At 64.8% G+C, this 12,440-nt stretch carries 6 protein-coding genes; 3 read left to right on the top strand and 3 right to left on the bottom strand.

Going from position 1 to position 12,440, the window contains the following annotated elements:
* Positions 1-304 precede the first annotated feature (304 nt).
* Entirely contained in the window at positions 305-2,404 is a 2,100-nt protein-coding gene (locus tag HGB41_RS02655) for an ATP-dependent helicase (protein ID WP_171080812.1), read from the top strand.
* Positions 2,405-2,811: 407 nt separating this feature from the next.
* Here HGB41_RS02655 and HGB41_RS02650 read toward each other — a convergent pair whose 3' ends face one another.
* A complete protein-coding gene (locus HGB41_RS02650; RefSeq protein WP_229422678.1) occupies positions 2,812-3,441 on the bottom strand; it encodes a phosphohydrolase in 630 nt (209 codons plus the stop codon).
* Positions 3,442-3,981: 540 nt separating this feature from the next.
* Here HGB41_RS02650 and glpD point away from each other — a divergent pair.
* A complete protein-coding gene (gene glpD / locus HGB41_RS02645) occupies positions 3,982-5,532 on the top strand; it encodes a glycerol-3-phosphate dehydrogenase (RefSeq protein WP_171081905.1) in 1,551 nt (516 codons plus the stop codon).
* A 72-nt stretch (positions 5,533-5,604) separates the two neighbouring features.
* Complete coding sequence (locus tag HGB41_RS02640; protein ID WP_171080810.1) at positions 5,605-6,219, top strand: glutathione S-transferase family protein; 615 nt, start codon at positions 5,605-5,607, stop codon at positions 6,217-6,219.
* 144 nt (positions 6,220-6,363) lie between these two features.
* On the opposite strand, the gene HGB41_RS02635 is transcribed toward HGB41_RS02640, so the two are convergent.
* Positions 6,364-7,224 carry a CheR family methyltransferase gene (locus HGB41_RS02635; protein WP_171080808.1) on the bottom strand — a complete coding sequence of 287 codons (861 nt, stop codon included), beginning with the start codon at positions 7,222-7,224 and terminating at the stop codon, positions 6,364-6,366.
* A complete protein-coding gene (locus tag HGB41_RS02630; protein ID WP_171080806.1) occupies positions 7,224-12,125 on the bottom strand; it encodes a HAMP domain-containing protein in 4,902 nt (1,633 codons plus the stop codon). Before HGB41_RS02630 ends, HGB41_RS02635 begins: the two co-directional genes overlap by 1 nt.
* Positions 12,126-12,440 lie beyond the last annotated feature (315 nt).

The following is a 12,440-nucleotide window of genomic DNA, read 5'->3' as shown; positions in this document are numbered from 1 at the left end:
AGCCCTTGATTCAAGGGGCTATGGGCGATGCCTTCCCAATAGGCAAATTGTTGAAAGCCGCATCATGGGCTGTTCCTGGCGTGTCAAGCCCCCGCTTTTCCACATAGTTATTCACAGACTTTGTGGATATCCGGAAAACATTTTATGAATCCGCTACTTAAAGCGGGTTTCACAGGTCTTGCATCAGGCCCGCACAAGGGGCCTTGCCGCGGAAACCCTGCCGGCTTGTACTGTGGCGAGCTTTTCTGCTTGCGCATAATAACTGGATAAATGTACAGTATGTCATTTCCAGATCCTCATCCTTATGTCCGCCGTCCTCGACCAGCCCGCCACCACAGACGATCCCTTCGCAAGCCTGAACGCGGAGCAGCGTGCGGCGGTCGAGCACGACATCGGCGCCGCTGTGGTGCGTCCCTTGCTGGTGGTGGCCGGCGCCGGCTCCGGCAAGACCAGCACGCTGGCGCACCGGGTGGCGCGGCTGATCCAGGCCGGCACCGATCCCCAGCGCATCCTGCTGCTGACCTTCTCGCGGCGCGCCGCCGGAGAGATGGGCCAGCGCGCCAGCGGCGTGCTGCAGCGCCTGCTGCGCGGCGGCGGCGGGGGGTACGGCGCCCAAACGCAGGTCACGCTGCCCTGGTCCGGCACCTTCCATGCGATCGGGGCGCGCCTGCTGCGCGAATATGCCGGCCGGATCGGCCTGGATGAATCCTTCACGATCCATGACCGCGGCGATTCTGAAGACCTGATGGGCCTGGTGCGCCACGAGATCGGCCTGACGCAAACCGAGAAACGCTTCCCGCTGAAAGGCACCTGCCTGTCGATCTATTCGCGCGTGGTGAACAGCCGCGAGCCCCTGGAGGCGGTGCTGCAATCGACCTTCCCGTGGTGCAGCGAGTGGGAAGGACAGCTCAAGACCCTGTTCGGCGCCTATGTCGACGCCAAGCAGGAGCAGAATGTCCTCGACTACGACGACCTGCTGCTGTTCTGGTCCGAGATGGCGGGCGACCCGGAACTGGGGCCGGAGATCGGCGCCCGCTTCGACCATGTGCTGGTGGACGAATACCAGGACACCAACCGCCTGCAGGCCTCGATCATCAGCGGCATGAAGCCGGGTGGCGAGGGCGTGATGGTGGTCGGCGACGACGCCCAGTCGATCTATGCATTCCGCGGCGCGACGGTGCGCAACATCCTCGATTTCCCGAAAGGGTTCTCGCGCCCGGCCGAAGTCATTACCCTGGAGCGCAACTACCGCTCGACCCAGCCGATCCTGGATGCCTCGAATGCGATGATCGCCGGCGCGCTCGAGCGCCATGCCAAGACCCTGTGGACCGACAAGGCGTCCAGCATCAAGCCGCAGCTGGTGCTGATCCCGGACGAAGCCGAACAGGCGCGCTGGGTCTGCAACCGCATCCTGGAACACCGCGAGGCCGGCATCGCCCTCACGGCGCAGGCGGTGCTGTTCCGCGCGGCCAGCCACAGCGCCGCGCTGGAGCTGGAGCTGATGCGCCGGAACATCCCCTTCGTGAAGTTCGGCGGGCTGAAATTCCTGGAAGCCGCCCACATCAAGGACGTGCTGGCGACGCTGCGCTTCGCCCAGAACCCGAACGGGCGCATGGCGGGCTTCCGCGTGGCCCAGCTGATCCCGGGTATCGGGCCGGCCACCGCCACCCGCCTGCTCGATGCCGTCGGCGAGGCGGCCGACCCGCTCAGCGCCATCGAGGCTTTTGTGCCGCCCGCCAAGAGCGCCGCCGACTGGGAAGCCTTCCGCGCGCTGTACCGCCGCCTGCGTACCCCGGGCCTGCGCTGGCCCGCCGACATCGAACTGGTCAAGGCCTGGTATCTGCCGCACCTCGAGCGCATGCACGACGACTTTCATGTGCGCGCCGCCGACGTCGAGCAGCTGGCGGCGCTGGCCGGCGGCCATGCGACGCGCGAGAGCTTCCTGGCCGAGATCACGCTCGACCCGCCCGAGGCCACCAGCGACCGCGCCGGCCCGCCGCTGCTGGACGAGGATTACCTGATCCTTTCCACCATCCATTCCAGCAAGGGCCAGGAATGGAAATCGGTGCATGTGCTGAATGTGGTGGACGGCTGCATTCCCTCGGACATGAGCACGGGGAACCAGGACGATATCGAAGAAGAGCGCCGCCTGCTGTATGTGGCGATGACGCGCGCCCGCGAGCACCTGCAGCTGGTGGTGCCCAACCGCTTCTTCATCAAGCAGCAGGCCCAGATGGGAGACCGCCACGTCTACGCGGCGCGCACCCGCTTCATCACGCCGGCCATGCTCAAGCATTTCGACGAACACACCTGGCTCAGTGCCGATACCCAGCAGGTGCGCAAGCCGGTGCCGGAAACCGTGAGGATGATGGTGCGCGACCGGGCGCGGAGTGTGTGGAAATAAGGTGGAGACGAGGTGCCGACCCAAGGTCTGGAGCAAGGCCGAAAATGCATGCAGAAGCGCCCATGTTAGCGGCCAAACTCGATTCCGCTCCGGGACTTATCCCCCGCCAACAACTTTTGTAGGAATTTGCCTGATACACCTGTACTGCACGAAAGCGGTGCATAGCTAAGTCATTGATTTAACGGGGATTTCATTTTGCCTCCAGAACGGGCATTTTGTTGAAACCCGCACCGTTACTGGACTTGCGGCTTGTCAAGTGGCCGTTGTCCACACAGTTATCCACATAAGTTGTGGATATTGGAAAATGTTCAAGCAAATCAGGTATTTAGCTTAAGTTATTGATCTTCATCAATGTTGAGCGTTGCGATCAGCAGCCCAGGGGGAGCGGACATGCGGAGCCCTGCCGGTCACGCCGCGTGCCCGGTGGCTGCCTTCAGCCGATCGAGTTCGGCCAAAAAACGTTCGGCAGCCAGTGCCGGCGGCCACGGTTCCCACGGCGCGCACCCGAAATAGGCCGCCAGCGGATCCTGTTCCAGCACGTGGGCCCGGATCTTGAGCGTGCGCCGGACTTCCTCGCGCGTCCAGCCGGTGACGTGCACGGCCTCGGTGGCCGCGGCCAGGCGGTCGGCCTGCTTGTGCAGCTTGTGGTCTTTCTCGGTCCAGGCCGGCAAGCCGTAGCGCAGGAACACCACCTGCTCCAGCCGCTGGGTCAGGGCGCGGAAACCCTCGCCCAGGAAGGGCTTGATGACCGACACGGCATCGAAGCCCAGCAAGCCTTCCTCGGCATCGTGCAGCAGCTCGCGCAATTCTTCCATCGGCGTCGGCCTCGGGGCCAGCGCCCGGCGCAGCAGCATGACGGCGATCGAATGCTGGGCGACCGACAAGGGCAGCGGCCAGGCCGAATGCCCGCCCCAGCGATAGGTGCGCGCCAGGCCCAGCGCCAGGTCGGCGTCGTCCCAGTCGAAGGGCGTCGGGTTCAGCAGGTCCAGCCGTTTTCCAGACGGCATGCGCACCCAGGCGCGCACATCCTCCACCATTGCAGCATCCTGTGTCGTGGTCGAATCCCGATTCTACACATCTGTCCGCCGCTCCCGGGCAGCTTCGTGGATCGCCAGGTGCGCGCGTCAGGTGCGCGGCGTGGGCGCCACCGTGCTCGTCGTAGAAGCCCTGGCCCAGCACCAGCACCAGCGGCGGCGGTTCGTCCGCGCGCAGCAGACGGGTCGCCAGCGGCGGGCGGTGGTAGGGCAGCTCGTCTTCGGCCGCCACGATCGTGATGGAGCCGTGCGCGCCCTCCAGGCGCAGGGTCTCGGCGACCGTGGCGCTGGCCAGCCCGCCACCCACCAACAGGAAGTCTGCATGGGTCATGCCGGTTGGAGTGCCGGCGGCGCCCGATGTTCGCAGGCTGCTGTGGCAATTTCGCACACAGGCTGCCGCATTCTCCGCATAATTGATGTAAACAAATATCTGCGACCATCGGGCTCCTACACTGGACCGGTTGGGGCGGGCCCGGCCCGCGGACAGGAGGCGACGTGGACAATGGCGACAGGGACGATAACGGGCAACCAGGCTGCGCGCAGTTGGAATCGCAGTTGGAATGCGATGTGCTGGTCGTAGGCGGCGGCATCAATGGCGTGGGCATTGCACGCGATGCGGCCGGCCGCGGCCTGAGGGTGATCCTGTGCGACAAGGACGACCTTGGCGCACATACCTCGTCGTCGTCGAGCAAGCTGATCCACGGTGGTTTGCGCTACCTCGAGCACCGCGAGTTCGGCCTGGTGCGCAAGGCCCTGGCCGAGCGCGAGCTGCTGCTGCGCAGCGCCCCCCATATCATGCGTCCGCTGCGCTTCGTGATGCCGCACGACGCCGGCCAGCGCCCGGCCTGGCTGATCCGCGCCGGCCTGTTCCTGTACGACCGGCTGGCGCCGCGCGAATTCCTGCCCGGCTCGGAAGCGGTCGACCTGGTCGGGCACCGCGCCGGCGGCCCCCTGAAACCCGCCTTCACGCGCGGTTTCGTGTATTCGGACGGCTGGGTGGACGACGCGCGGCTGGTGGTGCTCAACGCGCTCGACGCCCGGGAGCGCGGCGCCACCGTGCTTACCCACACCCGCGCCACCGCCTTCGAGCGCCACCCGGCGCACTGGATGGCGACCCTGGTGCAGGGGGAACGCAGCCGGCGGGTGAAAGCACGCTGCCTGGTCAACGCCGCCGGGCCCTGGGCCGCGCGCATTGCCCACGTCGCCACCGGCGCAGCAAGCAAGCGCCGCCTGCGGCTGGTGAAGGGCAGCCATATCGTGGTGCCACGCCTGTTCGACCACACCTACGCCTATATCTTCCAGCACCCGGACGGCCGCATCGTGTTCGCCATGCCCTACGAGGGCGCGTTCACCCTGATCGGCACCACCGACGTGGAATTCCAGGGCGACCCGGACGAGGTCGGGATTTCCGGCCCGGAGACCGCCTACCTGTGCGAGCTCGCCAACCGCTATTTCCGGCGCCAGGTCCTGCCCTCCGACGTGGTGTGGAGCTATTCGGGCGTGCGCCCGCTGCTCGAGGACGATGCGGCCAGCGCCGCCGCCGCCACCCGCGACTACCTGCTCTCGCACGACACCGCGGGCGCGCCGCTGCTGTCCGTCATGGGCGGCAAGATCACTACCTACCGCAAGCTGGCGGAGCAGGCGGTGGACTGGATCGGCCCGGTCCTGGGCATGCCACGGCCCGCATGGACCGCGGACGCATTGCTGCCCGGTGGCGACCTGTTCGGCAACACGCCCGACAGCCGCGGCGTGCTCGAATTCGACCGCTGGGTCTCCGCGCTCGAGCGCCGCCATGACTGGCTGCCGCCAAGCCTGGCGCTGCGCTGGGCACGCGCCTACGGCACCCGGGTCGAGGTGCTGCTGGCGGGCGCCGCCTGCCTGGGCGACCTGGGCGAGGAAGTGGCGCCAGGGCTGTACGCCGCCGAGCTGCGCTACCTGGTGAAGCACGAATGGGCCACCTGCGCAGCCGACATCCTGTGGCGCCGCAGTAAACTCGGCCTGCACCTGCCGCCCGGCTGCGCCGACAGTATCGACGCCTGGATCGCGGCCCAGCACCGGCCTGCGGGGCCGGTGGCGCTGGCCGAACCGGCCTGAGGTTTCTTGCACTGTAGTGGCTGCGAAAGCGGCTATCATGGCCGCCTGTGCCATCCACTGCAAAGGACATCCATGCGCCTGTACACCAGCCCCCGCGCTCCCAACCCGCGCCGCGTCACCCTGTTCATGGCGGCCAAGGGCATCGACGGCATCGAGCTGGTCGACGTCGATCTGAACAGCGGTGACCAGCGCGCCGGCGACTTCCTGGCCCTGAACCCGCTGGCGCGCGTGCCGGTGCTGGTGCTCGACGACGGGCGTGCGCTGAGCGAAACTCGCGCCATCTGCACTTATCTCGAAGGCCTGTATCCGGAACCGAATTTGATGGGAGTCGACACTATCGAGCGCGCCTTCATCGAGATGGCCGACCGGCGCATGGAACTGCACCTGATGCTGGAGATTGCCCAGTGCGTGCGCCATACGCATCCGGGGCTGGCCGTGCTGGAGCAGCCGCAGTTTCCCGAGTTCGGCGCGGCGCAGGGGAAAAAAATGCGGGCGACGGCGCGCTGGCTGGATGGAGAACTGGGCAAGCAGCCGTATGTGGCGGGGGAGCGCTTCACGATTGCCGATATCACGGCCTTTTGCGCGCTGGAGTTTGCGCGGGGACTGATGCGGTTCCGGCCGGGGGCGGAGGGGATGGCGAATTTGCAGGCGTGGCGGGACCGGATGGTGGAGCGGTTCCCGGGGTGATGACGGCGTCGTACGATTAGTCGTACATCGTAGGGTGGGCAAGTTTCTTGCCCACGCGTTCAATCAGTATATAAATAAAAGCGCATCCCGACGGAGCCGAGTCGGTTTGAACGCGCGGTCGGCAGAGCCGACCACCCTACGACATCACCGGATGCGTTTGTACCACCCGCCGCCCTCGAACAACGGCAGGTATTCCCCCGCAATCACATCCGTCGGCGCCATCGGCCGGTCCAGCCCCAGCACCCCGAACAGCGACAGGCTGTCGTGGAACAGGCGCAGCACGCGCTGGCGCAGCACCGGGCCGAAGTCGGGCAGCACGCGGCGGCAGACGATCGCATGGAACTCATTAAACGAGGCATCGGTCACCAGGCTGTACTGGGTCCAGGTGATGCGCTCGCGCAGGCGTCCCAGCAGGCGCGCTTCGCCGCCTGAGACCTCGAAGTAATCGGCCAGCCGGCCGCTGCCCCCGCTTTCCTCGTAATCGCGCTGCGACAATTCCAGCTGCGCCGCCGGCAGCGTGGCGTCGCGCACTTCGGCCAGCAGCTCGTCGCTGGCCACGGTGGCGAACACCTCGGTGCGCGCGTACAGCTTTTCCTCGGCCAGCAGGATCGCCAGGGTCCAGGCCTCGCCCACGCCGCCCGGCTCGGCCAGCCACACCTTAGGCAGCGCGGTGGGACGCAGGCTGTCGCCCAGCGCCATGCGCAGCCGGCGGGTCTCGAGGGGCTGGTCGAACAGCGCCACCGGCGGCACGGCCAGCGCCCGCACCAGGTCGAGCGCCACGCCGGCTTCGTGCAGCAGCCCCTCCTGCAGGCGCGAGATGGTCGCCAGCTCGCGCCGCTGCAGGAGGGCCAGCAGTTTCTCGCGCAGCCGGGTGCGGCCATAGCCACGGAAGTCGACACCGAAGCGCTGGTACAGCGCCTCCAGCAGCAGCTCGATCTCGAGTTCCTCGGTCGCCTGGAGGTGGGCAAAACCCGCAAACCCACTCCAGGGGCTCAGCTCGCTCATCAGTGCAGCCAGACCCGCATCATCGACAGCAGCTGCGCCACATCGACCGGCTTGGTGATGTAGTCGGAAGCGCCGGCGGCGATGCACTTGTCGCGGTCACCTTTCATGGCCTTGGCGGTCAGGGTGATGATCGGCAGCGAACGGAATTTCGGGATGCGGCGGATTGCCCGCATCGTGTCGTAGCCGTCCATCTCCGGCATCATGATGTCCATCAGGACGATCTCGATGGTCGGGTCCTTTTCCAGTACCTCGATGCCGTCGCGGCCGTTTTCTGCGAACAGCACCTGCATCTGCTGGCGCTCCAGCAGCGTGGACAGCGCAAAAATGTTACGCAGGTCGTCATCGACGATCAGCACTTTGCGTCCGGCCAGGCCGCCGTCGAGCGCATGGATCTCTTCGAGCATGCGGCGCTGGTTTTCCGGCAGGCTGGCCTGCGAACGGTGCAGGAACAGCGCGGTCTCGTCGAGCAGGCGTTCCGGCGAGCGGGCGTCCTTCATGACGATGGTCTTGGCATAGCGCTTGAGCTTCGTGACTTCCTTGCGCGACAGCTCCTTGGCCGTGTAGATCACGACCGGCAGGTCGCGCAGGCGCTCGTTGGCGCCGATGCGGTCCAACAGGTCGAAGCCCGAGATGTCCGGCAGGGTCAGGTCCAGCACCATGCAGTCGAAGTGCGAGCTTTCCAGCGCTTCCAGCGCCGAGGCGCCGGTGTCCACGGTGACCATGTGGATGTCGGTGTTGCCGATTAGGGCCACGATCGACTCGCGCTGGGCCATGTCGTCTTCCACCACCAGCAGCGAACGCTTGCCGCCCATCAGGAACTTCTGGATGCGCTTGAATTCTTCCTGCAGCAGCTCACGGCTGACAGGTTTGTTCAGGTAAGAGATGGCGCCCTGGCGCAATGCGCGCTCGCGCTCGCGCAGCGAGGACATCACGTGCACCGGTATGTGGCGGGTGCTCGGGTCGCGCTTGAGGCGGTCGAGCACCGTGAAGCCGTCGATGTCCGGCAGGTCGATGTCGAGCAGGATGGCCGACGGCAGGTAGTCGCGCGCCAGCGACAGTGCCGAGTCGCCGCGCTGGGTGACGATGCCCTTGAAGTTCTTTTCGCGGGCGAAGTCGAGCAGCACCTTGGCGAAGCGCTCGTCGTCCTCGACGATCAGCACCGACGGGTCGCCCGGGGTCACCAGGCCGCGGTCATCCAGTACCGACGAGTACTCGACCAGGGAGGCGGTCTCGGTGGCGTCGATGGTCGCCACTTCGGCACGTTGCTGGGCCGACATCTGCAAGCTCAGCGGGGTAGGGGCCGGCGGTGGGGCCAGGCGTGCCGGTTGCGGCTGGCGTGTCTGTTCGTAGTTGATGAAGCCGGCGCGGTTGTACGGCAGGTAGAGGGTGAAGGTGGAGCCGACGTTGACGATCGATTCGACCCGGATTTCGCCGCCCAGCAGGCGCGCCAGTTCGCGCGAAATCGACAGGCCAAGGCCGGTGCCGCCGTACTTGCGGGCGGTGGAGCCGTCGGCCTGCTGGAAGGCTTCGAAGATCAGCTGCAGCTTGTCGGACGGGATGCCCACGCCGGTATCGCGTACCGAGAATGCGAGCACGGCGTCGGCATGCACCAGGTTCGGGTGGTCGGCGGTCCAGCCGCTGTTGACCAGGCTGATGGTCAGCTCGACGTGGCCGTGGCTGGTGAACTTGAACGCGTTCGACAGCAGGTTCTTCAAGACCTGCTGCAGGCGCGTGGTGTCGGTCATCACGGCGGTCGGCAGGTTGTCCGCCAGGTCGACCTGGAAGCCGAGGTGCTTGGCTTCGGCCATGTGGCGGAAGGTGCGGTCCACGTAGTTGCGCAGGTTGAGGAAGCGGTATTCCGACACGTCCAGCGTGACGGTACCGGACTCGATCTTCGACAGGTCGAGAATGTCGTTAATCAGGGTCAGCAGGTCGGAACCGGAGCCGTGGATGGTCTTCGCGAATTCCACCTGGCGGCCGGACAGGTTGCCGTCCGGGTTATCCGACAATTGCTGCGCCAGGATCAGGAGCGAATTCAGTGGCGTGCGGAGCTCGTGAGACATGTTGGCCAGGAACTCGGATTTATATTTGGACGACAGCGCCAGCTGGGTCGCTTTTTCTTCCAGCGCCAGCTTGGCCTGCTCCACCTCGCGGTTCTTGCGTTCCACCTCGATGTTCTGCTCGGACAGCAGGCGTGCCTTTTCGGCCAGTTCCTGGTTGGTCTGTTGCAGCTCTTGCGCCAGCGACTGCGATTGGGTCAGCAGCGACTCGGTACGGCTGTTCGCCTCGATGGTGTTCAGGACCACGCCGATCGATTCCATCAGCTGGTCGAGGAAGGACAGGTGGGTTTCGGTGAAGCGGTCGAGCGAAGCGATCTCGATGACGGCCTTGACCTGCTGTTCGAACAGGATCGGCAGCACCACGATGTTGTTCGGCGGCGCCGCGCCCAGGCCCGACGAGACCACGATGTAATCGCGCGGCACGTCGGTCAGCCAGATGCGGGTCTTCTCCAGCGCGCACTGGCCCACCAGGCCTTCGCCCGGCAGGAAGGAGGTCGGCAGCTTGCGGCTGGAACGGTAGCCGTAGGAGGCGATCATGCGCAGGCGTGCATCGGTCTCCTGCGAGTCCATCATGTAGAACACGCCGTGGTGCGCCGACACCAGCGGCGCCAGCTCGGACAGGATCAGCTTGGTCACCGCCTGCAAGTCGCGCTGGCCCTGCAGGAGGCGCGTGAAGCGCGCCAGGTTGGTCTTGAGCCAATCCTGCTGCGCGTTCTTCTGCGTGGTCTCTTTCAGGTTACGGATCATCTCGTTGATGTTGTCCTTCAGGTAGGACACCTCGCCGCGCGCTTCCACCTGGATGGAACGCGACAAGTCACCACGGGTCACCGCGGTCGCGACTTCACCAATCGCGCGCATCTGGTTGGTCAGGTTTGCCGCCAGCTGGTTGACGTTCTCGGTCAAGTCTTTCCAGGTACCCGCAACACCGGACACGTTTGCCTGGCCGCCCAGCTTACCCTCGGTACCCACCTCACGGGCGACTCGGGTCACCTCGGATGCGAACGAGGACAACTGGTCGACCATGACGTTGATGGTGTCTTTCAGTTCGAGAATCTCGCCCTTCACGTCCACGGTAATTTTCTTGGACAAGTCACCGCGCGCCACCGCGGTCGTCACCGCCGCGATGTTACGCACCTGGCCCGTCAGGTTCGAGGCCATGAAGTTCACGTTGTCGGTCAAGTCTTTCCAGGTACCGCCGACGCCCGGCACGTAGGCCTGGCCGCCCAGCTTACCTTCGGTACCCACCTCACGCGCGACTCGCGTCACCTCCGATGCGAACGAGGACAACTGGTCGACCATGACGTTAATGGTGTTCTTCAGCTCGAGAATCTCGCCCTTCACGTCCACGGTAATCTTCTTGGACAAATCGCCGTTTGCCACCGCGGTGGTCACTTCCGCGATGTTACGCACCTGGCCGGTCAGGTTACCCGCCATGAAGTTCACGTTGTCGGTCAAGTCTTTCCAGGTACCCGCGACACCCGGCACGTTCGCCTGGCCGCCCAGGCGGCCCTCGGTACCCACTTCACGCGCCACGCGCGTCACCTCGGATGCGAAGGAGTTCAACTGGTCGACCATCACGTTGATGGTGTTCTTCAGTTCGAGAATCTCGCCCTTCACGTCCACGGTAATTTTCTTGGACAAGTCGCCGTTCGCCACCGCGGTGGTCACGTCCGCAATGTTACGCACCTGGCCGGTCAGGTTACCCGCCATCGAGTTCACCGAGTCGGTCAAGTCCTTCCAGGTACCGCCGACGCCCTTCACCTGCGCCTGGCCGCCCAGCTTGCCCTCGGTACCGACTTCACGCGCCACGCGCGTGACTTCGGATGCGAACGATGACAACTGGTCGACCATGACGTTAATGGTGTTCTTCAGCTCGAGAATCTCGCCCTTCACGTCCACCGTAATCTTCTTGGACAAGTCGCCGTTCGCCACCGCGGTCGTCACCGCCGCGATGTTACGCACCTGGCCCGTCAGGTTCGACGCCATGAAGTTCACGTTGTCGGTCAAGTCTTTCCAGGTGCCGCCGACGCCCGGCACGTAAGCCTGGCCGCCCAGCTTGCCCTCGGTACCCACCTCACGGGCGACTCGGGTCACCTCGGATGCGAAGGAGCGCAGCTGGTCCACCATGACGTTGATGGTGTCCTTCAGCTGCAGGATCTCGCCGCGCACGTCGACGGTAATTTTCTTGGACAAGTCGCCGTTCGCCACCGCGGTAGTCACTTCCGCGATGTTACGCACCTGCGAGGTCAGGTTACCCGCCATCGAGTTGACCGAGTCGGTCAAGTCTTTCCAGGTACCCGCGACGCCTTTCACCTGCGCCTGGCCGCCCAGCTTGCCCTCGGTACCCACCTCGCGCGCCACGCGCGTCACTTCGGAGGAGAACGAGGACAGCTGTTCCACCATGGTGTTCGCGGTCATTGCCGCGCGCAGGTACTGGCCCTTCAGCGGGTGGCCGTCGACCTCCAGCGCCATGGTCTGGGACAGGTCGCCTTTCGCCACCGCGCCGATGACGCGCGCCATTTCGGTGGTCGGGCGCACAAGATCGTCGATGAGGGTGTTGACCGAGCTGATGATCGTGCTCCAGCCGCCCACCACGCCCGGCAGGTCGGCGCGCTGGGTCAGGTGGCCTTCGCGGCCCACCACACGCGACACGTCGGTGACCGTCTCGACCATTTTCTGCTTGGTCTCGATGATGTCGTTGAGCGTATCGGCGATCTTGCCGGAGACACCGGTCCAGTCCGAGGGCATGCGCACCGAGAAATCGCCTTTTTTCAGCGCCATCAGTGTCGCCAGCAACAGCTTGACGTCCAACTGTTCGCCCATGTCGGTCATGATGTTCATCGACTAAATCCTTGTTTCGGTAAAAGTGTGGGGCGCCGCCGGCTCGGCCTGCGACTGTTACATATGAAATGCTGAGAAGATACTCTCGTGTTATGCCAAGTCAAGTGGCTTCACCCGTGGTCCAGCTGGTTAATCTTGCAACTGAGAAAATTTCGGATGGCAATCCGGCGGAGGGTAGCGCAGATAAGAGCAAGGAAGCGCACGATTGAGATGAAATGGTTGTATTGACACGACAGAAGTAAGGGTTTATTTACGGTCTTGTTAGATTTGGTGAGTGTTTCCTATGCCTAACTCATCTAGCATCGAAGACACGAT

Origin of the sequence: Telluria aromaticivorans, assembly GCF_013003915.1 — a bacterium.
GTDB lineage: Bacteria > Pseudomonadota > Gammaproteobacteria > Burkholderiales > Burkholderiaceae_D > Telluria > Telluria aromaticivorans.
Note: the sequence above shows the minus strand (reverse complement) of the source record. Positions and strands in the feature narration are given on the sequence as shown.

Bases quoted from the DNA above. Each gene is read 5' to 3' on its own strand.
- HGB41_RS02635 (WP_171080808.1), bottom strand. From the start codon at position 7,224: ATGAGCGAGCTGAGCCCCTGGAGTGGGTTTGCGGGTTTTGCCCACCTC.
- HGB41_RS02640 (WP_171080810.1), top strand. From the start codon at position 5,605: ATGCGCCTGTACACCAGCCCCCGCGCTCCCAACCCGCGCCGCGTCACC.
- HGB41_RS02630 (WP_171080806.1), bottom strand. From the start codon at position 12,125: ATGAACATCATGACCGACATGGGCGAACAGTTGGACGTCAAGCTGTTG.
- HGB41_RS02650 (WP_229422678.1), bottom strand. From the start codon at position 3,441: ATGGTGGAGGATGTGCGCGCCTGGGTGCGCATGCCGTCTGGAAAACGG.
- HGB41_RS02655 (WP_171080812.1), top strand. From the start codon at position 305: ATGTCCGCCGTCCTCGACCAGCCCGCCACCACAGACGATCCCTTCGCA.